General features: G+C 46.2%; 19 protein-coding genes, 1 riboswitch and 1 other annotated feature. Of the genes, 12 read left to right on the top strand and 7 right to left on the bottom strand.

Annotated elements, in window-relative coordinates; translation table 11 throughout:
* Position 1: 1 nt before the first annotated feature.
* Positions 2–517 (bottom strand): anthranilate synthase component II, encoded by a 516-nt coding sequence (locus KNO76_RS02395; RefSeq protein ID WP_214882131.1) that lies wholly within the window; start codon positions 515–517, stop codon positions 2–4.
* A gap of 63 nt (positions 518–580) precedes the next feature.
* Between KNO76_RS02395 and KNO76_RS02390 the strand changes: the two genes are divergently transcribed.
* Positions 581–1,159: a DUF3885 domain-containing protein gene (locus tag KNO76_RS02390; RefSeq protein WP_214882128.1), complete on the top strand. Its 579-nt coding sequence runs from the start codon at positions 581–583 to the stop codon at positions 1,157–1,159.
* Positions 1,156–1,387: a binding site (T-box leader), on the bottom strand. Its footprint overlaps the gene before it by 4 nt.
* A 49-nt stretch (positions 1,388–1,436) precedes the next feature.
* Here KNO76_RS02390 and KNO76_RS02385 read toward each other — a convergent pair.
* The 3 genes from KNO76_RS02385 to KNO76_RS02375 form a co-directional block, all read right to left on the bottom strand.
* On the bottom strand, positions 1,437–1,703 hold the full coding sequence (locus KNO76_RS02385) for a hypothetical protein (RefSeq protein ID WP_214882125.1): 267 nt from the start codon (positions 1,701–1,703) through the stop codon (positions 1,437–1,439).
* Positions 1,704–1,715: 12 nt separating this feature from the next.
* A complete protein-coding gene (locus tag KNO76_RS02380; RefSeq protein ID WP_214703511.1) occupies positions 1,716–1,874 on the bottom strand; it encodes an NlpC/P60 family protein in 159 nt (52 codons plus the stop codon).
* A gap of 302 nt (positions 1,875–2,176) precedes the next feature.
* Positions 2,177–2,386, bottom strand: a complete 210-nt coding sequence (locus KNO76_RS02375; protein WP_214882122.1) for a hypothetical protein — start codon at positions 2,384–2,386, stop codon at positions 2,177–2,179.
* A 172-nt stretch (positions 2,387–2,558) separates the two neighbouring features.
* Between KNO76_RS02375 and KNO76_RS02370 the strand changes: the two genes are divergently transcribed.
* From KNO76_RS02370 to KNO76_RS02360, 3 genes are all read left to right on the top strand, one after another.
* The gene (locus KNO76_RS02370) at positions 2,559–2,933 is read left to right on the top strand and encodes a nuclear transport factor 2 family protein (RefSeq protein WP_251127851.1); all 375 of its coding nucleotides are present in this window, start codon (positions 2,559–2,561) and stop codon (positions 2,931–2,933) included.
* A 172-nt stretch (positions 2,934–3,105) separates the two neighbouring features.
* Positions 3,106–4,416 (top strand): Ig-like domain-containing protein, encoded by a 1,311-nt coding sequence (locus KNO76_RS02365; RefSeq protein ID WP_214882119.1) that lies wholly within the window; start codon positions 3,106–3,108, stop codon positions 4,414–4,416.
* Positions 4,417–4,603: 187 nt separating this feature from the next.
* Positions 4,604–7,282: a S8 family peptidase gene (locus tag KNO76_RS02360; protein WP_214882116.1), complete on the top strand. Its 2,679-nt coding sequence runs from the start codon at positions 4,604–4,606 to the stop codon at positions 7,280–7,282.
* Positions 7,283–7,385: 103 nt separating this feature from the next.
* On the opposite strand, the gene KNO76_RS02355 is transcribed toward KNO76_RS02360, so the two are convergent.
* From KNO76_RS02355 to KNO76_RS02345, 3 genes are all read right to left on the bottom strand, one after another.
* On the bottom strand, positions 7,386–7,775 hold the full coding sequence (locus KNO76_RS02355; protein WP_214882114.1) for a hypothetical protein: 390 nt from the start codon (positions 7,773–7,775) through the stop codon (positions 7,386–7,388).
* An 8-nt stretch (positions 7,776–7,783) separates the two neighbouring features.
* Positions 7,784–8,218 carry an SH3 domain-containing protein gene (locus tag KNO76_RS02350; protein ID WP_214882111.1) on the bottom strand — a complete coding sequence of 145 codons (435 nt, stop codon included), beginning with the start codon at positions 8,216–8,218 and terminating at the stop codon, positions 7,784–7,786.
* A 117-nt stretch (positions 8,219–8,335) separates the two neighbouring features.
* Complete coding sequence (locus KNO76_RS02345; RefSeq protein WP_214882108.1) at positions 8,336–8,515, bottom strand: hypothetical protein; 180 nt, start codon at positions 8,513–8,515, stop codon at positions 8,336–8,338.
* 741 nt (positions 8,516–9,256) lie between these two features.
* Here KNO76_RS02345 and KNO76_RS13975 point away from each other — a divergent pair.
* The 8 genes from KNO76_RS13975 to KNO76_RS13965 all read left to right on the top strand — a co-directional run bounded on the left by KNO76_RS13975 (position 9,257) and on the right by KNO76_RS13965 (position 22,108).
* Positions 9,257–12,370, top strand: a complete 3,114-nt coding sequence (locus KNO76_RS13975) for a hypothetical protein (RefSeq protein WP_251127850.1) — start codon at positions 9,257–9,259, stop codon at positions 12,368–12,370.
* A 981-nt stretch (positions 12,371–13,351) separates the two neighbouring features.
* Positions 13,352–14,446, top strand: coding sequence for a hypothetical protein (locus tag KNO76_RS02335; RefSeq protein ID WP_214882105.1), 1,095 nt, complete (start codon positions 13,352–13,354; stop codon positions 14,444–14,446).
* Positions 14,447–14,693: 247 nt separating this feature from the next.
* Positions 14,694–15,185: a hypothetical protein gene (locus KNO76_RS02330; protein ID WP_214882091.1), complete on the top strand. Its 492-nt coding sequence runs from the start codon at positions 14,694–14,696 to the stop codon at positions 15,183–15,185.
* Positions 15,186–15,464: 279 nt separating this feature from the next.
* Complete coding sequence (locus tag KNO76_RS02325) at positions 15,465–17,159, top strand: hypothetical protein (RefSeq protein WP_214882088.1); 1,695 nt, start codon at positions 15,465–15,467, stop codon at positions 17,157–17,159.
* A gap of 199 nt (positions 17,160–17,358) precedes the next feature.
* Positions 17,359–20,367, top strand: coding sequence for a UvrD-helicase domain-containing protein (locus tag KNO76_RS02320; RefSeq protein WP_214882085.1), 3,009 nt, complete (start codon positions 17,359–17,361; stop codon positions 20,365–20,367).
* A gap of 562 nt (positions 20,368–20,929) precedes the next feature.
* Positions 20,930–21,082, top strand: a complete 153-nt coding sequence (locus tag KNO76_RS02315) for a hypothetical protein (protein ID WP_214882082.1) — start codon at positions 20,930–20,932, stop codon at positions 21,080–21,082.
* A gap of 168 nt (positions 21,083–21,250) precedes the next feature.
* Positions 21,251–21,327: riboswitch (cyclic di-GMP riboswitch) on the top strand.
* A 13-nt stretch (positions 21,328–21,340) separates the two neighbouring features.
* Positions 21,341–21,598 (top strand): hypothetical protein, encoded by a 258-nt coding sequence (locus tag KNO76_RS13970; protein WP_251127849.1) that lies wholly within the window; start codon positions 21,341–21,343, stop codon positions 21,596–21,598.
* A gap of 102 nt (positions 21,599–21,700) precedes the next feature.
* Positions 21,701–22,108, top strand: a complete 408-nt coding sequence (locus KNO76_RS13965) for a transglutaminase-like domain-containing protein (RefSeq protein WP_353047865.1) — start codon at positions 21,701–21,703, stop codon at positions 22,106–22,108.
* Positions 22,109–22,145 lie beyond the last annotated feature (37 nt).

The following is a 22,145-nucleotide window of genomic DNA, read 5'->3' as shown; positions in this document are numbered from 1 at the left end:
CTCAAACCGGGGACACGTGCCCCGGTTTTTTCGTGCACAGTTGGACGAATCGCTCGAAGATGCTACGTCCGTCCGGTGTCCCGATCGACTCAGGGTGGAACTGGACACCGTACGTCGGATGGGTCGGGTGTTCGAGTGCCATGATAACGCCGTCTGTCGTCTCCGCCGTGACTGTCAGTTCGGTCTCTTGTACGACGAGCGAGTGATAGCGCATGACGTCCATCGACAATCCTTCGAAGAGGACACCAGGAACCGTATTGATGCGCGACACTTTGCCATGCATCACCTCGTTCGCCCGTCCGACATTCCCGCCGAACGCCTCGGCGATGACTTGATGGCCGAGACAGACCCCGAGAATCGGGATGTAGCCGGACAATTGTCGAACGACCGCGAGTGAGACACCGGCATCTTGTGGACCGCCGGGACCGGGGGTGAGGATGATGCCGTTCGGGTTCATGCGACGGATTTCTTCTATGTAGTCGGTGGAAGATTGCCACCGGTGTGAGTTCGTCACCATTGATCATCCGTTGTTGCATTGAAAGAACCTCCTTATAATTGTGAGTAGAGAGGGGATGCATATATGTCATTTTTACGACCGGACCAATTTTCAGGTGAAGCGTTGACCGAGCACATCGAACTCGAGGACACGCTGTCACCTTATGTTGACATCAAATCCGATGAACTGAATCTTGAATATTTTGAGGCTGTCGTTCGTCATGCCCAGCAATTGTTTGATGCGTTGTTCGAAGAAGGCGACCCCATCCGGATCGTTTGGCATGTATATGGACAGCCCGTCAAACCGACCCGTCTGTTCCGTTATATCCGGGACAAGTCGGTGCGCTTCAAGACGACCGCCACATCGTGCATGTTCGATGACGAACCGTTATGGATGTTCACTGTGCCGGTAGCGGACAAGTCCGCAATCCGTGTGCGACCACTCCTCGAGGCGATTTGTTATCAAGACTTTTATAGAAAATCGAAACCTCGTTTGAACGGTCAATATACGACGTATCCGTTCGTTCAGTTCATCCACGAACGAGAGGGGCACGTCTTGTTCGTATGCGATGACCGCGGTGCGTATATCCGTGGTACGTCGCCAACCCACCTCCAATCGCTCAAACAAAAAATCTCCCCGCCCCACATGCCCGATCGGACATGAAGGACGAGGAGATTCCCCGTGTTGCCACCTTCGTTGAAAGACGCCTTGTCTTCCCACTCATCGCGAACCATCATTCGCTGTCCCCGATAACGGGAGGACCCGTCAGAGCCTACATGTCGGTCTGAACGCTCAAAAGCCCATTCACGCAAGGCACGACACCGGTTCGCATCGACCACCGGCTTTCTGAAGACGTCCCTTCGCGCTACTCTTCTTTCTCATCGCGAGTTCGTATGAATGTTATCGTTACTTTAATGGGATAAAGATGCATTGTCAAGCATCATTTGACCGAAGGGTGCTCCACCTGACGTTTGCCGATGAACGTGAACGTGATCCCCAACGCCAGGAGGGGAAGGAGCCACCACTTTGTAAAGAAGAAGAGGGTGCCTCGATACATGAACCACTCTAGGACCCAATAGGCGAAAAGCGTGGTCAAGGGAGCGATAGACAAACGCTTCAGGCGCAGTGCGATGGCGACCCCTAGTCCGATTGTAAGCGTTGGGACAATCACGAGTTGCCATAGGAACGGGTCGATATAGTGAAACATGGAGAGTCCTCCTTAAAACGATTTGTATCCTAGGAAGTACGGATGCCACATCGGGTCATGGATCGAGTTGATTTGAAGCATCTCGCCCCCGGCATGGATGAAGAGCTCATCATCGAGCATGATGCCGATGTGCGATGGACCGGATTTATACGTGCCGGCGAAGAAGACGATGTCCCCGCGACGACCACTTGTTTCTTGTCCGTGTCCTGATAGATGTTGATTGCGGCGAGCGCATAGCGGCGGCCTGTCTTCGTGTAGCGCGGCATCTTGTCTGCGAGCACGTCGCGTTTCATATAGACGTAGACGCCGTCCTTGAAGAGGCGGGCAGTGTCTCCGATGGTGCCATAGACGCTCATCTGTTCGCCACGGACGAGGGAGCCGATGATCTTACCGGCAGCATCGAGCGTATCCGTTTCTGTCTGGGTGTAACGTGTGACGGCATATCGGACGTCGTCAGTTTGAACGAATCCGTTCTATGTATCGACCGTGACGGACGTATGCGTCTCGGTCACGTCATGGATCTCGACCCGTCTCGGCTCATCCGTCACGAGCAGGACGATTGATTCCTCCGGGTAGGCATAGAGGGTCATGCCGGCACGAAGCATGGCATCTGACCCGACCGCTTGAGTGGGGAGTGTCCAAGAGAATGTAAAGAGTAAGAGCAAACTGAAGATTCGTTTCAACATTTCCACCTCGATTCATGAAATTTACATTTTTTAGTATATATGTAGTCGATGTGAAATAGGTTGCATATTTCGATAAGAGGGAAATGATTGAGTCATTCGATGTTCTGCATTCCACTCGTTCGTTTGCGATTATCTGTGCTATGATGGACGGGGAAAGGAAGGGACAACTATGGAGACACTCAACATGAAACAACTTTCTGACGACCGGTCGGCCCATCAAGTGGCCGGCGATCTCGACGCGATGCGGACGCTCATGCACGACTCGTTCCGATATGTCGATTCGAGCGGGCGTCAGTTCGATAAAGAGACGTTCTTGGACCAGTACGTCGACCCGACGGCGATTCAATGGATCGCACAGGAGACGGTGACGTTCGACGAGACGGTACGCGGCGACCTCGCCGTCGCCCAACTCTTGCTCGAGGAGAAGTTCATCCTCGGCACGAACGCCTACGAAGGTCGCTTCTGGATGCTTCATCTTTATACGAAAGAAGATGGCGTCTGGTTATGGCAAGGCGGACAAGCGACGATGATCAACGAAGGATAATAAGCGTTTAGACACTCCAAATCGATGGAGTGTTTTTTTATAAAATGAAGGAAATGTGAATTTGAAAAATATATGACTATTTTAGAAAAATTATGTACCCTTTTGAAAAAGGACAGATTATAATAATTTTGTAAACGATTGTCATTATTCCTGAGGAGGACCCAAATTCATTATGAAACAACCAAAATATGCAGCTCTTTTCTTAGCGACTACGCTCGCATTCGGAGGAATCGTTCCTTCAACAGCCGTCAACGCGGAGACGACTGAAGACGTCACAGCACCTGACGCCCCTGTGTTATCAGCACCACTCCACACGTCGAACTCACTCACGATCACAGGTGAGGTCGCAGCGAAAGCGGAGATCATGATCAACAGTAAGACGTACGTCCGTACGATTTTAGAAGGTGGCGAGGCCGTCTTCAAGATGTCTCCACAGTCGGTCGGCAAAGTGATTGATGTCCGTCTCGTCGACCTGAGCGGCAACATCAGTGAGACGACGCGTGCGATCGTCGCTGAAGACCCGGAAGCACGTCCTGATGCACCGGTCATCAAACCGTTGACGGAGACATCGCGCGAAGTGCGTGTCGTCGGGGAGCCGGGACAATACGTCGAGCTCATGATCGGCGACAAGACGTATAAAGGGAAGTTCGATGCGAACGGTCTCTATCGTCGTGGGATTGTAGCTCAACCTGCTTACTCGTGGCTCTCGGCGAAGACGGTCACGACGAAAGGTGCGACGAGCGACATGTCAAAACGTAGCGTCTACAAAGACCGGTACGCACCGAAACCGGCAACGTTGACAAAATCGGTGACGGCATCGATGCGTGGCGTTTACGGTAAGGCAGAACCATATTCGACGGCCATCGTCACAATCGGCAGCAAAACGTACACGGCACCGGTCATGTCACACGGTGGGTTCATCGTCCCAATCCCTGCTCAAAAGATGGGACAGAAGATGTCACTCGTCATCCGCGACGGTGCAGGCAACGTCAGTAAACCAAAAGCAATCACGGTGCAACACGCACTCTATCACAACTTCCATCGTGTCTATATTGAAGGCATGAAGTTGACGCTCCATAAAGAAGCATTCCGTTCAAGTGGTGACACGCGCTACGCCGAGACATTCGCACCGGCCTTTCTCGGTCATCCATCTAAATCAAACCTGAACTTCCTGCTCAACTACTTTGCGGAAGATGGGGAAATCGCAGGGTTTGAGAAGATGACACTCCGCGTTGGGCGCGCGACATACTCACAAAATATCTCAGAAGATGATGTGACGTACGAAATGTATGATGACGGTTCGATTGAAGAGTCGTTCCTATTCGACCCGAGCACGAAACTCATCAACTTCGTCGACAAGTACGTCCGTCCGGAAAATCGGATCGTCGTCACAATCGAAGGTAGCGAATACGATGTAGAGTTCAACTTATCAGGTGCGGAAAAACGCGCCTTCATCCAATCGCTTCAATACGCAGGTTACTAATAAGGGACCGGTGGAAACACCGGTCTTTTGTATGCGAAGATCTCTCTCCTTATAGTAAGAAAGACGATTCGACGAATAGATTGAAACAATGTCGAAACATTTTTGTTACATTTTTGAAACATGAACCGATAAATACCGTAGAACGATGTGGGGCACATGCTCCAGAACATATGAAAGAGGGGAAAACATGAAAGCACGATTCAAGCAACTCGTGGCGATGGTGACGGTTCTCGTCCTCGTCCTTTCGTTCCTGCCGCCAGCACTCGCTGACAGCGGAAACGGAATGACCGATGCCACATTACTCACTCCGGGGGAAGCGGTCGAATTCACGACCGGCACGGACCCGGTCAACACGTATTGGTTCAAGATGGAACGAGAGACGTCCGCGATGACACATATGGAAGTCACGTTCGAATCTTCGAAGCTCGCGAACATCAGCGTCTACCCGAGCGCCGACATGGCGGCGAAGGATGAGACGTTCGACCGTTACCGCGCGAGCGCGACGAAGGAAGAGGAAGAACAGACGGCCAAGATCGACTTCCCGTTCGCATGGGAAGGTCCATACTACATCAAGGTCGAGTATATGCCGATGGAACTCGGCGAAGAGATGATGGACATGCCGACAGAAGAGGTACCGGAAGGCGAAGAGCCACCGGCACCAGACCTCTCGATGTTCGCGTCAGACATCAAGCTCGTCGTCAACCCGGTCAAACTCCCGGTCAAATACGAGCAGGTCGGCGGAGACATGTGTGCCGTCGAATCGATCGTCCAACCGGCACCGGAACGTGACTCGATGCTCAAGCTCATCCGTCGCGTCCAAAGTGAAGTACTCGGCACGTCACAGGAAGGTCGCGATTTGTCGGCCCTTTACTACCGTGCTTCACCGTATATCGTCAAGGCGATCACGTTTGACGGTGAGAAGCGCAAAGCTGCCTTCACCGACTTGAAGACGCTCCGTCCGTTGCTGACGGCACTCGTCGACAAGAAGGCGTATACACTCAAAACCCAGGACGCCTCGGCGATCAACCGTCTCCACGCCTTGGTCGACGCAAGCGTACCGACCGCGTTGCAAGGCGAAATCGGCGAGATCGCGACAGCGCTCGAGATGGACTCGCTCGCCGGGACTCCGGTGACGGACCTCTTTGGCAAAATCGGGATGACGATTCAAACGGACGGCAGTGACGCACCGCGTTACATCGTCAAATACAAATCGTCACCAAGCACGTCGATTGGCAAGATGAACGCGATGAGCGACGTCTCGGCCGAGCGCATCGCCATCGGGAAGCCGTCTGACTACTTCGCGCTCGTCGATGTGGAAGAAGCGTCGACGAAGATGCAGGCACAGGCGAAGTCGACGCTCGAGTCGGACCGTAACGTCGAGTATATCGAACCGGTCCAGACGTATGAGTCGTTCGCGACCGACGTCAGCCTCGACTACCAATGGGCGATTAACGAGAAGTCGGTCCTCGAGCCGTTCGCGAATGCAGGGATCGGTCTTGACAAGTATGAGGCATTGAACTTGCCGAAGCGGTCGATCAAAGTGGCCGTCCTCGACACAGGGGTCGACCATCGTCTCCTTGACCTAAAAGGCAAGGTCGATGTCGCAAACGCGAAAAACTTCGTCGACCCGAACGGGGAAGGCGACGCGATCGATGACCACGGTCACGGGACACACGTCGCCGGCGTCATCGGCGCGACACGTGACAACGGCGTCTCGATGCGCGGGATCGTCCCGAACGTCTCGATCCTGCCGGTGAAAGTGCTCGATGCGGGCGGTTCTGGCGACACGGACCAAATCGCACTCGGGATCAAGTATGCGGTCGACGCAGGGGCGAAAGTCATCAATATGAGCCTCGGCGGCAACGAAAGCCGTACGCTCGGTTACATGTTGAAGTATGCGTATGACCGTGGCGTCGTCATCGTGGCGGCGACAGGGAACGATGCGCAGTCTCGCGTGTCGTACCCGGCATCATCGAAATATACGATCTCAGTCGGCGCGACGAACGCCTTCGGAATCGTCTCGGATTATTCGAACTACGGTATCGGGGTTGATGTTGTCGCACCGGGCTCGAAAGTAGCGAGTCTCGTACCGGACGGGAACGTCGTCTATATGGACGGGACGAGCATGGCGACGCCACACGTCGCTGCAGCCGTCGCGCTCCTCAAGTCGTATCACCCAGATCTTTCGGTTGAAGACGTACGGACGCTCTTGCAGCGGACGGCGGACCCGATCGCCTTCTCGGGTGGGGACGCACCGTACGACCCACGCATGAGTGACGGGTTCGAGTATGTGTTAGAAGAATTGGGGATGACGCTCCCGGCGTACTACAACCCGGTAAGCGGATTCGGGAAGGCGAACGTCTATCGCGCCGAGTCGATGCTCAAATTGAACGCCTCTGGCGCGAAAGCACAGGACAACTCGTCGACGTTCAAGGCGAAAGTCGCGTCGGGGACAAGTGTGCGCGTGTATAAAGGAGAGAAGTTGATCGGACGAGGGACGTCGAAACAGACGATGGCGGCCTTCTCGATTCAACCGCAAAAAGCAGGGACGCTCCTTCGCGTCGTCTATACGAACGGGAAGTATGAGACGAGCGAACGTGTCGTCGTGAAAGCCGGCGCACGTCCAGGGCAACCGACGGTGAACATGCTCCGTTCTGGTGCGAAGTCGGTCACGGGTCGAGGTGAAGCCGGGATGCGTGTCGTCGTCCGCAACAGTAAGTATCAATTATTAGGACGCGGGACAGTCCTTCCGAACGGTACGTTCTCTGTGAAGACACGTGCGCTCAAAAAGAGTGAGACGATCAACGTCCACATCGAGGACTTGAAAGGTCGCCCGGGCAAGATGACGAAGGTGACTGTACGATAAGACTGTATGATAGAAGAGAGACGGGTATGCCGAGTGATCGGGATACCCGTTTTTGGTTTTTCGAGGAAATGAGCAAAATAAAAAGGGGATGAACCCCTTTTTGTCAGTAGGCGATTGTCTCGCCTCTTTGGGTGTAAGAGAGATAGACGTTCGAAGCGTTGACGAAGTCGATATCTTGTTTGGTGTAAGGGGTATCGAGCTCGATCCATCCTTCCTCGACTTGATACAAGATCACTGCATGCGTGACTCCGTCCCCGATGATGGCGTTGTCGATTCCGGCCAAGTCGTAGACGAGCGACTTAACTTGTGCACCCGCATCGCAGTCTGTTTTGCGACGGAATAAGTCATCGTAGGCAGACTTGACGCGGTCATCCCCGACGACAGCGTCTGCTTCGTATTTAGAGCTCAAATGAATATAGAAGCGATGGACCCGGTTCATTTTTTCATAAGTTTTGAACGAGATGTCGCCACGAAAGACATGTTCTAATGACATCTCGGCACTCAAGAGACCCGCATTGTCGCGTGAACGAAACGATGGGTCGTTCGGTCTTTCGTCCCTCTCTCGCCGTCTAAGACGCGATAGACGTATTCATTAAGACCGAACTCGGGCGAATCATACTTCGCATCAAATTCCGCCTTCACCCGTTTGTATACCGCATCATACTCGGCTTGCGTATCGACACCATACGTATGACTCCCATAGACTGTCCGAGAGATTTGTTTGTTTGAAGGTGGCGTACTTATATATTTAGAAGGTAGCCAACCGGTCTTCCCGCCGACGCGTACGCGAGACCACTTGCCATATTCCCCGGTCTTGACGGCGCGATCTCCGAAGCGGACCATTGTGATCTGTTTTCCTTTCGTGGACCACGTCGAGAACAAGGAAGTCGTTTGTTTCACGAGATGAGTGTCAGTCGAGGAAGGTACGGCTGGCATGAGCGCATCTGACGGGACCTATCCCGTTCTTCCTTTATACGTGATCTTCGTCCAACTGCCGGACGTCGCATTTTGATAGACGGTCGTACCGAACGTGAGCGGGAAGACGACCTTCGCCTACTTCGACCGTGAGGCGTACACTTTCGTATACTCTGTGGTCACCCGTTCAGCCGTCCCGGTCGTCGATGCTGGTTTGGCTTGAACAGTTAGATTGGTTACGAGAACGAACTCGATCGGTGAGAGGACGAGGCAACCGATCAATCCGAACGAGATGGATGCTTTCAGTAGTTGTCGCATAGTCAAATCTCCTTTAAGACTTCATTGATTTCAGTATAGGGCAATCTATGACGACACATCTGTTACGTTTCAGACGAAAAGGGAACGGTTTTTCAGTTTCTCGTGACGGGATCAGCGATACATGAATCGAACCAGTTCAAAAATTATGGATAGGCAAATAGTCCTCGCAGCCATAATCAATCCGAACTAGCCATCTGTCATCCTGTAGTTGGAATAAGGAATGATATTTTGGATAACTTTGGTTTTTTGAAAGAGGTCAATGATTTTTAATTTGGAAATATGTATGGATTAGAATGTACTTTAAAAATCGATATTGTAAATTAAATACTATAGGCAATTAATGGTATAAAAATGGTTTTCAACGAGTATTCTTGTCTAAATCGCATAAAATCAACAAAAATCGACTCCTTTCGACATTTACAAAATAGGTAAATCTAAAAATGAATTAAACTAAAATCTCCAAAATTCAAAAACGTTACCAATTTTGCGAAAAAAAACGCTTGTGTCGCTTGGGAGTGTTATGTATATTATGGATGTAAGGTTTTCCAAGAACAGTCTTGGTAAATTGTTCAAGATGATTCTTGAAAAGACTTCTACCGGGGGAGAACGCCTGGTCTACAGAAGAGTCGGTTACATAAACATTAGCACTTTATTCATTGTTATGGATACATGGCTCCGAACGAGATCGGTTGGGCAAGGACGGTAGAAAAACCTATCTACCTAAGGGAGGATTTTCATCAGATGGCTAAGAAGAAACAATTCGTTACTGCAGCGGCAGCGTTCGCAGTAGCAGCATCAGCAGTAGCGCCTGCAATTACGGCAGACGCAGCAATGAAGACAGTACGTCTTTCATCAGATTATGTACGCGTAGGGGACCTCGACGCGACACTTGACAAAGAGTACAAAGGCAGCGAGATCTACTGGTACAAATCTTCAGTAGACATGAACAAACTTGGTGTATTCCAAACTGCTAAAGGTTTTGTTAAAGGCCAAGGCATCCGTGTTGAGAAGCGCGTCCGCGTCTTGAACCACGCACAAGAAATCAAACCAGAATCTGAATTCGTATTCGAGCAAGGCGTACCTGTTTCAGGGATCCGCGTTCAACCTGTACTCTTCGCTGACGGTAACGAATATGCGAAACCACTCTCAGTAGCTGGATTCAACACAGATAAAGTTGGGGAGTTCGAAGGAACACTCACTTACGCTAACCGCGCTTACGGCGTTGTTACAAAAACAGTTAAATACAAAGTAGTTGCTACGAAAGTAGAGCTTTCTGAAGTGAAGCACGAAGTGAAAGACGACATGTTGTCTGTCTCTGCTGACGTGAAGAACCTTAAAGACGGCGAAAAAGTTGAACTCGTAATCTTCCCAGGAAAAGACGAGTCGAAAGCACTTCCAGCGATCGAAGCTGAAATCAAAGACGGTAAAGTCATGGCTTCTGCTAAAGACATCCCAGCTGGTACGCACTCATTCATCCTTCGCTCTGGCGATGTGAAGACTGCAGCTATGGACTTCACTGTTGAAGCACTTGAGCTCAAAGAACTCAAAGCAGCTACTTCAAAAACACTCGAAGTTAAATTCAACAAAGCGGTTGATACTTCTAAAGCAGCATTCGCATTGACTAAAGATGGATTCAAATCAAACATTGCAGCAATCACTTGGAACGAAGATAAGACTGTTGCAACACTTGAATTGACAAGCAAAATCACAAAAGGTGAATATGCACTTTCTGTAACAGGTGCTTCAGACAAAGCGCTTACAGCTTCTGTTAAAACTGAAGATGAAAAAGTAGCTGGTCTTGAAATCCTTTCAGACATCGCGCCAATCACTTCTGATACAACAGCTAAAGTTGGATTCAAGATTGAAAACCAATATGGTGAGGACATCACGAAACTTAACGCTGCTGGGTTGACTGTTTCTGCAGCAGGAGCTGATGATGCAGAAGCTAATGCAGATGGTTCAATCACATTAGAGGGCGTTGAAAAAGATGACAAAGTCGTTATCACATTAATCAACGGAGCAACTGCTACGACAACAACGAAAACAGTAACAGTTTCCGCTGAATCAATGGCTGCTGATGTTGAAATCGGTGCTCTTTACAACAAAGATGGTAAGACACTTACTGAAGGTCAAGATGTAACTAAAGATAAGTTCTTGTTACCAGTTGTTGTTAAAGATCAATATGGTAAAGAAATCAAAGATGTTAAGCGTCTTAACGGCGAAAACGCTGAAATCATTTTGACTAACACTAACAAAGGTGTAGTTGAATTTGGTGAATTTGCACTCGAAACAATCAATGGTAAAGAAGTAGTAGTATTACCTGTTTCGAAAGCAGCAGCATTTGGAGAAGCTAGCTTAATCTTGATTGCGAAATCAAATGGTAAGAACGCTCAAACTTCAGTTAAAGTTGCAGAGGGCTTCCGTACTGATGCTGTTACTCTTGGAGCACCAACTTCAATCGTAACTGCTGGTAAGGATGTATACTTCCCACTCACAGTTTTTGATAAGCAAGGAAATGCAGTAACTGATCTTAAGCTTGTAGGAACTGATGCACCATACGGTGTTAAAGTATCTAGCGGAACTGTAGTACTTAAAGACGGCGCACTCTTCGTCAAAGTGGCTGGTAAAGTCGGCAACGCAAATAATGTTGTTGAAGGACAACCAGTGACAGTTGTTGTTACATCATCAACTAGCAAAGTTGCTACTCAGACTGTTATCGCTAAAGAAGCTATCAAACCACGTGTGATCACAGGGTTGTCTTCTAAAGTAAGCACAGCTATCCGTAACCAAGCAGATGCGAAAGTTGAATTAACTGCTAAAGACTTCATCGTTGAAGATCAATACGGTCAAATTATTCCTGCTGATGAAGTTGGAGCTTATCTTGCAGCAAACGAATTAGACATTAAAGCGACTATTGATGCAGACGCACCATTCTCTGTAGATTCTGACAATGATTCAATCGGAGATGCAAGCGAGAAATTGACAATTGCTTACAAAGCAGGTGAAACGAAAGTTGCTTCAAATGTAACATTCGCATTTGTTGGTAAACCTGAGAGCGCATTCTCTAAAAAATTCACAGTTGTTAAAGACAGTGAGTTCGCTTCATACAAAGTATCTGATGTTGCTCCAATCTACCTTAACAAAGGTGCGAATGCAGAAGCGACTTCAATTCCTGCAGGATACGAGCGCTCAATTGAAGTAAAAGCTGTTACTGCTTCTGGTGGAGAAGTGAAGTTGATTGCTGGAACAGACTATACAGTTAAGTCTTCAGTTCTTGCATTGACGAGTGGTTCGGACAATGTTATTGATGCTGATGATGCTGATGCAGTAACTTTCGCAGCTAACGCTACAACTGCTACTGCTAAAGTAACGATCACTATCAACGCAACTGGTGAAGAAATCGTTAAAGAAATTACTTTCTCTAACGTTGCTCCTAAAGTTGAAAAAGTTAATGTTGTTGCAAACGGTGATGCAAATGCCTTTATTTCAGGTGATGAGTTAGACGCATTCTCAGCTGTTGAATTTGCTGGACCTAATGAATTCAATCTTGATGAATTCTTTAACCTTGCGGACGTAGTCGTAACTGACCAATATGGTCAAATGGCTCAAGTCGAAGACGAAGACAAAGTTACTGGAGAATCTGCGGCTCTCAAAGCGGTTGTTGATGGATTGACTTCAACACTTACTTTGTCTAAAGTATCTGGTGATGTATCATTCTTCTCAAACGGTACTGAAAAAGCTTACGCAACAGGCGACGCAGAGGCGGCATTTAATGCTCGTTACAACTTGAACGGTTACTCAGCTTCACCAATCAAGATCACTGCAACTGAAGAGTTTGACGTTGAAACTCCTTAATAAAATTAAACGAAACGTTGTCCGCTAACTCGAGGTCTATCTGACCTCGAGGATCCGGACGGGAGTATTCCTAACTATCATGTTGAATTGAATGGTGTGATTCCATTCCTCATCCAACAGTCAACGATGAGTGTCTAATCCTCCTGGGTCCAATCACACGCTGATACGTGTGAGGGGCTAAGTCAGGTGAAGTCGTACTCGAAGCAGTCGAGGCGGGACTCTTTAAAAAGTAACTATGATCAGGTCAACGAATCCATGTAGGCAGAATGAATCGATCGTCTTCGCGAATCGCTAGGAGTTCGAAGATGATTCTCCCGAATGCAATGTCGGGTTGAGGAAAGTGCGAATTGACTGTTAATCGCTTTCTTGCTCATATCTGAATAGTGGAGGTCTACGGTTACTAAAAATAGGGATAAACATGATGGAACGTTTGAAGTCTTTACGAACGAGGTGAATCAGCACCCGTGACGTCGTAAAGATGGCAGCAGGTTCATAGTAGCGTCGATCACTAGCCGTTTGTACTTATGTGGTAACACATAGGGAGGGTAAAACTGGTGGGAGCGAAGGAACCTAGTCAGTCAGAAACAGTTGCTTATTTCCCCAAAAATGAGAAAACTGATTGATGACGACACAAATTAGTAGTCACTCTGATGATCTCTTAGACCACCTCTTTCCAAATTGGAGAGAGGTGGTTTTATTGTGGTTAAAATTTTAGAATTAAAGGGAAATTAAAATACCAATAAAATACATAAATTAGGACTTGTATCTATAAGAAAATATTGGTAGATTAGATTTAGGGGAAATAAGCAATTTAAACTATGATTGACGGCACGCCGTATGCGCTGAAAGGCGCACGTATGGTGTAGGCCCGAACCGAAATCTGAGTCTATTGACTCGGTATAAGACGGGAATAGCGTAGTATATGTATCTTCGTTAGAAACATTTAATGCTGCTGTCTCTAATTCAGCAGTTAAAAAAATTGTGATTAATAATAACATTCAAGGTAATTTAAATGTTACGCGTAAAGTGGACATTGACTTGAATGGGCGGACAATCACAGGCAACGTTTCGTTTGATACAGAGGAAAGCGGAACGATCACTCTTTCAAAAGGCACAATTACTGGTAATCTTACTGTAGATACGCCAAGCGTGAGCTTTACCAACTCAGCAACTGTAAACGGTACAACTACGATTACTGATGTAGCAGACAACACGTTTACAAACAACGGTCTCCTCAACATCGTTATTATTCAGGATGCAACAGGAACGCCACGTTTCATCAACGGTCAAAACAGCCAGATTCAAAACCTTGTGATTGACACTGTGCAACCTGTGAACCTCCAAGGTGGATTCACAAAAGTTACTGTGAAACAAAATACACAATTGAACTTGGCTAACGGTTCGGTAATCAATGATTTAAACACGGATGCAAACGTTCAAGCATCAGTTTCTGGTGGGACTGTAGAAACTACTACTGGTGAAGGTAAAGCTGTGGTTGATACAGAAGCAATGGAGAAAATCAATTCAACATCTGATAAAGATGAATTAAAAGAAGTGATTGAAACATCTGCTCAGGCATTACAATTAGATTTGACGTCTTATGACAAATTGTATAATTCAGATGTGCTTGGTGATAAAGGTCAGGGTGATCGCCAAATGGCAGTCATCACAGACATCCTTGCGAACCGTAATGAAGAAGAACCTTGGACAATTGCTCGTTTCAAAGAGTTGTTCAATGCAGCTGTCGAAAACCGTACTGCTACTCAAGATGCTTTGGTCTCTGTGAACAGTGCAGAAAAGGTAGAGGATCTTAATGTTAATGACTTCATCGGTAAAGTTGCAATTGCCTATGAAAAAAACCAAGAGATTCTTCCATTAGTCAGTGGAAACAATAATTCTAAAGACGTTGTAATTGGTTTGAAACAAGCGATTGCTGATTTTAAAAAAATCCAAGATCCTAATACCGAAAATGAGATTTTGATAACAGTATTTAACGAAGGTAAAGACTATACGTCATGGAACCAAATGGCTCAAGCTTTCTTTAAAGCGATGCCACCTGTACAATCGGCGGAATGAGTAACCTATCTTTAATCGGTATCAGCAATATTGCTGATACCGGTTTTTATATGTTTAAAAATGGATTAATACCCTTTATTTGTTATAGTGAATATGGGGAAATAAGCAAGGACTGACGGCACGCCGTATGCGCTGAAAGGCGCACGTGCGGTGTAGGTCCAAATCGAAATTTGAGTCTTTTGACTCGATATAAGATGGGAATAGCGCAGCAATCCAAGCTATTAATGCAGCAGCAACGAAATCGGAGATGGTCAGTGCGTTAGAAACAAACGCAACGGGTTTAGGAATCAATGTTTCAGCAGATTCTTATGCGAGTCTCGATACAGGTAAGAAACAATCTGTAGCTAACTTTGTACTCGAGCGCAAAGGTGCGGGGTATCAAGCTGAATCAGTTGTACGTCATACGTTCAACGCAGGTCTCGCTTATGAAACGGCAAAAGTTACGTTCTCAACTAAGTTAAAATCTGACGTTACTTCAACCGATGTCGAAACAATGAAAGCAGCTTATCAGGCAGTCGTGACATTTGATGGTACGTCGTCGTCTGTCATCACAGCGAATGTAGCAGTGTTGGACAAGGTCATTGGTGCTGGAAATGAAGCGGCATTGGCTAAATTGAATGAGTTTGCTGATCTAAATGGTCAAGTGTCTCCTTCGGATAATACTTACACGATCAACGTGGATAGTTTGACGAAATTCTTAGAAGAGTTCGATCAGTATCTCACTTCATCACAAATTTAATTTCTTTATGCGACTCTAGCTCTTGCTAGAGTCGTTTTTGCGTATTCAGGAACAGACAAGTGATAACGGATTTGAAAATCTACAATCAAGATAAGTCCTAGAATTTGAGAAAATCATTCTCTTTTTTCTATAAAATGTAAAATGGGTATTGCTAATTTATGTATACTAATAACGGGTAAATAAGCAAGGACTGACGGCACGCCGTATGCGCTGAAAGGCGCACGTGCGGTGTAGGCCTGACTCGAAAGCCGTTATGTGGTATAAGGCAGGAATAGCGTAGTGAAAACGACTTCGGTCGCAACACTCACTCAATTAAACGATGCGCTCCAAGATACTACTGTACAGCGAATTCGTTTGTTGAACGATATTGTAGGTAATCTTTCACTCACACGTAAGGTCGATTTAGCATTAAACGGATTCAAGGTGACTGGCAATGTGGGGATCAACCATAATGAAGCCGGTACGGTTACGATTGGAGCTGGGACGATTGAAGGTGATTTGACCGTCAACACTCCAAATGCGACAGTGATTAACAAAGCGAACGTGACAGGTACAGTTTTGATTAAAGATGTAGCAGAAAGTACGTTTGACAACAGTGGATATTTAGCTGAGCTTCGGTTAGAAGATACGAATGGAGCACGGATTATTAACCGTCAGGCTGAATTGGTAAAAGTAATAACAATTGATACATCGGCTTCCGTAAATCTCGAAGGAGAATTTGACGAGGTGAATGTATTGAAACAAGCATTTCTCACGTTCGGTCCGCAATCCAAAATCGAGACCATTTCAGCGGCTGACGATGTGATGGTTCAAGTCGTCAAACCAGAAGATGTAGTCATTAACCATGTGCCAGTGAAATTCAATCCTATCGTTCTCTCGCAAAATGAACTTGCGATTCAAAAAGATATTCGACAATTGTTAAGAGAAATTGAAATTTTGTTAAATGATGATTTATCTAAAGATGATGTTGTGGAGAATATTTTCGAAAAGTTTCAGAGTGTGAACACGCTATTAATGTCACTAAATAGTGACGAGGTAGGAGAAAAAGACGATTCGTTTGAGTATAAACGTTTAGCACTGGCCTACTGGAATATGAATAATGAGTTCCAGAAACAATTACCTACTCCACAAGCTTTAGAAGACGCTATGAAGACGTTCGTTCCAATCATTCAAAACGCTGAGAATGAGATTGGTGCGTATATTTCTCTACCTACTGAGCCTGAAGGAATTTACTTCTACATTTCGTCAGAGGATATTCAAGGCAACAAATATATGATTCCTGACCGTCCCGACAAAAACGGCGAGGTTCGACATGTCGTGATAACATACACGTTCCAAACAAATTATAAACATCTGTCCAAGACGATTATTTTGCATATTCCACATGGAGATGAAGCAATCACATACGAGTATGCAAAGGAAGGTCAACATTTTCCACAATATGATTACATCACAAGTTCGAAATTTGAGTTTGGTATGCTAAACTCGTATCACATTATGTTTGAAGAAGGTTCTACTGTTCAAGAATTACTCGATTCACCACTCTTCAATTCTTCTGAACCTAAAATGAAACTGACTCCATTCCAATATGTGCGCGAGGATGTGTTGATTACCGAAGCATATCAGGCAGTCTTTAACTCTAAATTCAACAGTCGTATGTTGATTGTTGAGAAAACAGACGCTATTTCAGAAGAAACCGTAGGATATATCCCAGTTGAGGATGGCGGGGTCATGATAGACTTAAAGAATAATATATTATTTGTAAAAGGTGATCTACTTACATCGAAAGTCTCAAAAGCTATCGAAGAAGCATATCCTACTATGTATCCGAATGAAGTATACGGGAATTTAAATTTTGCGAACCTGCTTGCTGCAGATGAGATTCTGAAAACAGATATGCAACTCGCAGTCATAGGTGATTACAATTCACTTGGCATGTATCTCCTACGCTTAAAACAGGACGGAGAGAGATGAATTATAAAACTCGCTACTCTGATTCGATTAGAACTCTTTAAATAATTACACTATTAAAGATTGATAGAACATTAGGAAACTGAGTCTACCTAGGCTCAGTTTCTTTTTGTAAATCATTAAAAGGATTTAAGCTCTTCTTAACAAGTTTTTTGATAAACTAAAAGGGTATTGAAAATATTGTAAATGGTATGGTGATGATATGGGATGGATCCATTCGATACAACGATTCTTTATGATACGACGTGTCTTACCGCATTTAAAACATGACGTGAATGTTTTACAAATCGGCTTGGACAATTTGAAGGAGCAGATGGTGGCATGGGAAGTTTCCAAGTCGCTCATTTCTCTAGAAGAAGTGATGCAGGAGAAAGGACGCTTTCATCATGTTTATGAACTGAGTGAACGAGGGTTCCTACTAGATGAGACAACACAAACCAAATTGAAACATGAGGACGGTTCGCTCCCATCTTCAGTCGTTTCACTGAACACTGCATACGTTCATGTATCAGGTGAGTTGTTGAATGTTTGGCGAGAACTCGATGAACGAGTCGAACGAATCAATCAACGACTCCTTACATATTATGAGCAGATGGCGTCTTTTCATCGCGACGTCGAAGCGGCGCGATGTCATTATATCGGTAACTCATTACGGAAACGACTTCTCGGCGATTATCGAGGCGTATACGACTTCTTTAAAGACGATTCTGTTCCGGAAGCGACTTCGTTCATACACCTTTATCGTGGCCTTGATCGACAGGTGGAAGACTGGAATGAAACATATGTGACCGAAGAGTTGAAGCGTACCCAATCTTTCTTTGACTCAATTGACGAGAAGTCGCTCGATGCCCAACAACGACGTGCGGTCATTGTCAATGAGGATGCGAACCTCGTCGTCGCAGGTGCCGGGTCTGGGAAGACGTTGACGATTGCTGCGAAAGTGAAATACTTGGTTGAACGAAAACAAGTACAGCCTCATGAAATCTTGTTAATTTCGTTCACTAAGAAGTCAGCCGAAGAGATGAAGGAGCGAATCTGCGAACGGCTTTATATCCCTGTGGAGGTTAAGACGTTCCATGGTCTTGGGATGGGGATCATTGCCGAAGGTCGAAAACAAAAACCGCAAGTCGAGGACGAATTGAAAAAAGTTATCCGTGATTATTGTATGCATCAGTTCTATGAACATCCGCATCGTATGAAAGAGCTGATCGACTTCTTCGGGTACTATTTCTACATTCCAAAAGGGATTGAAGAGTTTGATACGGCCGGGGAATATCACGACTACAATAAGCATGTGGATTTAGAACCGTTACGCAGTAAAGTATGGAAATCCCTCTCAGCTGCTGAGATGATTGCCACACAACAAAGACAGAAGATCACGATTCAAGAAGAGAAGGTCAAGAGTCTCGAAGAGGTCATGATTGCGAACTTCTTATTCTTGAACGGCATCGAATATGAATATGAGAAGAACTACCCTTATCAGACAGCGACTCGGTATCATCGTCAGTATCAACCGGACTTTTATCTGCCAGAATACGATTTGTACTTAGAACACTTCGGAATCAACCGGGACAATCGTGCCCCGTGGCTCAGTCCAATCGAGGAACAGAAGTATCTCGACGGAATGGAGTGGAAACGACAGCTGCATCGTGAACACGGAACGAAGCTGATGGAGACGTATTCATATTACCGGCAAGAAGGGAATTTGTTAGATCAACTACGGTTGAAGTTATTGAAGCAAGGTGTTGTCTTCCGGGAAGTGGACCCGAAAGTAGTATTCGAAAAGTTATATCGTACGAAACAAAAGAGTCATTTTAACGACTTCGTCGATTTTGTGTCAAGCTTTCTTCAATTGTTTAAATCGAACCATTATATGGAGTCTCAATTTGATGTCTTCGCACAGAGTTTGAACAAGAAGGATTTGTTTCATTACCAACGAGCACTCCTCTTTTTTCGTCTCGTCAAACCGATGTACCAGATGTATGAGGAGCATCTACGACGAGCAAACAAAATCGACTTCAATGACATGATCAACGAAGCGACCTCGATTGTTTCGTCCGATGCCGTCCATTTGCCGTACAAATATATCATCATCGATGAGTACCAGGATGTCTCCGTCAGTCGCTATCGTCTGATTAAAGCGATACGGAAGAAGACGACGGCGACCATCCTATGCGTGGGAGATGACTGGCAGTCCATTTATCGGTTTGCGGGGTCTGATTTGAGTCTGTTCACAGATTTTGAACGTTATTTCGGGAAGAGTGCTCTATTAAAAATTGAGAACACGTACCGCAACTCACAACAATTAATCGATATCGCTGGTCGATTCGTGATGAAGAACAAGCGTCAAATCCGAAAGAACCTCTCTTCGGGAAAACGACTGACCACACCTGTTCGCGTGATGGGGATCAAGGGGAAGAACGACTTTGAAGTCGCCTTACGTAGAGCGCTTGATCAAATCGTTCAATCACATGGTCCGGAGTCGGACGTACTACTCGTCGGACGGAACAACTTTGACATCAAGTCAATTGAGGGGAGCGCTTCATTTCGAGTGAAGCACATGAAAGATGAAGTGCAAGTGATAGACCGGACGCATCCGAATCTTCGAATCTCCTTTTTGACGGCTCACCGTTCAAAGGGGCTCGAAGCAGAGAACGTTATCTTGATCAATACGGCAAACAGTAAGAATGGCTTCCCGAATAAGATTATGGATGACCCGCTATTGTCATTCGTCCTTCAGAAACAAGAAGAATTGGAGTTTGGAGAAGAACGTCGTCTGTTCTATGTGGCGTTGACACGGACGAAACATACGACGTATGTGCTGACGCCGGATGACCGCATGTCGACCTTTGTCAAAGAGTTGATCAAAGAACAGCAAGTCCCGTATGAAATGGGAATCGAGGAGGGCAAAAGCATACGGGATAATCCGAAATGCCCTCGCTGTTTGGATGGTCACTTGGTCATTCGGGAACGGGCAAATCGAAAGTCGACGTTTGTCGGTTGCAGTCACTACCCGGGCTGTGACTACACGGCGAATCATCCAAGTATTATTCATAATCCGATTGTCTGTCCATCATGTAGGGGATATCTTGTGCTACGGAACGGGAAGAACGGGAAGTTTTATGGATGTTTGAACTTCCCGCTCTGTAAACATACGATGGAGCGAGAAGATGTGGAGCAGATGAAGCGGGTTGAGAAGAGAATGAATTGAAGGAATGGAATCGCCGATGGCGGTTCTTTTCTTTTGATATTTGAACTACGAATTAAGAGGGGGGAGAAAAGTCTAAGGGATCGAAATATCAATTCAGATGAATTCTATGATATATGCAATCGATGTGGTAGGTCCCAAACCATCAAGAGTGGCTGAATTGGGTTTATCTTTGTGCGTTGCATTCGTGAGAATTGATATTGGATCCAAAGCAACGATGGTAGTGGAGCTTAAAAGTTTCGTGGTTACGGTGTTCAGTCTCAAAAAAACGACAATCAAACAACTAAACGCCCAATCGTTAGTCGAACTCAAACGGGTTCGTCTTTTATGTGTCTGATCATTTTGTCACTTCCTGTCGAACGAAAGACCTATAGCCAACACAATTAATTCCCCTTTTTTATTAAAAACAAACAGAATGTTTGTTACAATAACGTTACACTAATGTTATATATAGGTATTAATTGAATTCCAATCCATAATACAATGTTCTGTTTCCACACAATTCAAGTGAAGGATTTGGAACTTTTAATCATTCTACTCATCTATTACGAAGGAGCTGTGTCCATTGAACGATGTTCTTTTTTACGTCTTATTGTTACTGGCGCTTCCGACCCTCGGTTTTATCTTAAATTCGTTTGTCACACTGTCACGAGTTGTGAAACAACGAATCCATCGTCGTTTCCCATTCACTGAGCAATTGTCATTCCGCTCAAAATAATGAAAGATTATTGTCTATTTGACTGTTCTTGACAGATTCCGCTAGATCCTCTTACGTCACTTACGTTGAGGGTTTTTACGCGTTCATTTCAGCACATTCATTCCCATAATATTTAAAAGTCGGACATCGTCATGATACCCCTTATGCTAAGGTTAAAGGGTAAGACTTCACTGATAATGGCAAAACTACGCGAAAGCGAGTGACGCAAAGCTATAGGGCCTGTAAAATGGCAGCCAGTTTCCAAAGGAGGTTTGTCTCGTGAAGAAATTCTTCGCAGGGATGTTGGTATTGTTGTTCGCACTGATTGTGGTGCGACCTGCCGTCGCAGATGCGACGAGCGCGCGTGTCGATACACGGACGGGGAAAGTCGACGTGTACATCTCAAATAAGGACAAAGGATCGTTCAAGTTCGAGGTGCGACAAGGCAAGCAGGTCCGTACTTACGATGTCTATAGAGGGAAGAATCATTTCAACGTCAACTATGGGAATGGGGACTATTCATTCACGCTTTACTAGTCATCGGACGGGAAACGCTATAAACGCTTCTACCGCCTTCAGAAAACGGTCCGCCTCGTCCATTCGACGGCACCGTATCTTCATTCCACCCAACATGTTTCCATTGATTCTGCGACATCGCGTCTCGCCTCGTCGTTGTCACGTTCATCTTACTCCACTTCGATACAAACGCTCGTGACGAGCCGTCACGTCAACCGACTCGTTGACTATGACGACAACAAGCTCATGAAGCTCTCATCGACTTATCTGCCGAATAACGCCGACACGATTCGGACGAAACGGGGGATCTGCTATGACTTCGCGTCACTAAACGCAGCGCTCCTTCGTGCCCAAGGCATCCCGACCCGTCTCGTGATGGGGACGGCGAAAGGCGTCGACGGCTATCATGCGTGGAACGAAGTATTCGTGAGTGGCAAGTGGCGTGTCATCGATGTGACGCGTGAAGTGACCGAGCGACGGACGACGACGTATCGTAGCACCTCTGACTATCGTGCCACACTCTATGACTGAATGACGACCAAGGTCTCTTCCGAGAAGGCGACCTTTT

This window comes from Exiguobacterium sp. s101 (assembly GCF_018617835.1).
Lineage (GTDB): Bacteria > Bacillota > Bacilli > Exiguobacteriales > Exiguobacteriaceae > Exiguobacterium > Exiguobacterium marinum.
Note: the sequence above shows the minus strand (reverse complement) of the source record. Positions and strands in the feature narration are given on the sequence as shown.

Excerpts from the sequence above, each read along its gene's own strand:
- KNO76_RS02395 (WP_214882131.1), bottom strand. The coding sequence starts at position 517 with ATGGTGACGAACTCACACCGGTGGCAATCTTCCACCGACTACATAGAA.
- KNO76_RS02390 (WP_214882128.1), top strand. The coding sequence starts at position 581 with ATGTCATTTTTACGACCGGACCAATTTTCAGGTGAAGCGTTGACCGAG.
- KNO76_RS02385 (WP_214882125.1), bottom strand. The coding sequence starts at position 1,703 with ATGTTTCACTATATCGACCCGTTCCTATGGCAACTCGTGATTGTCCCA.
- KNO76_RS02370 (WP_251127851.1), top strand. The coding sequence starts at position 2,559 with ATGGAGACACTCAACATGAAACAACTTTCTGACGACCGGTCGGCCCAT.
- KNO76_RS02365 (WP_214882119.1), top strand. The coding sequence starts at position 3,106 with ATGAAACAACCAAAATATGCAGCTCTTTTCTTAGCGACTACGCTCGCA.
- KNO76_RS02360 (WP_214882116.1), top strand. The coding sequence starts at position 4,604 with ATGAAAGCACGATTCAAGCAACTCGTGGCGATGGTGACGGTTCTCGTC.
- KNO76_RS02355 (WP_214882114.1), bottom strand. The coding sequence starts at position 7,775 with ATGTCATTAGAACATGTCTTTCGTGGCGACATCTCGTTCAAAACTTAT.
- KNO76_RS02350 (WP_214882111.1), bottom strand. The coding sequence starts at position 8,218 with ATGCCAGCCGTACCTTCCTCGACTGACACTCATCTCGTGAAACAAACG.
- KNO76_RS02345 (WP_214882108.1), bottom strand. The coding sequence starts at position 8,515 with ATGCGACAACTACTGAAAGCATCCATCTCGTTCGGATTGATCGGTTGC.
- KNO76_RS13975 (WP_251127850.1), top strand. The coding sequence starts at position 9,257 with ATGGCTAAGAAGAAACAATTCGTTACTGCAGCGGCAGCGTTCGCAGTA.
- KNO76_RS02330 (WP_214882091.1), top strand. The coding sequence starts at position 14,694 with ATGGTCAGTGCGTTAGAAACAAACGCAACGGGTTTAGGAATCAATGTT.
- KNO76_RS02320 (WP_214882085.1), top strand. The coding sequence starts at position 17,359 with ATGGGATGGATCCATTCGATACAACGATTCTTTATGATACGACGTGTC.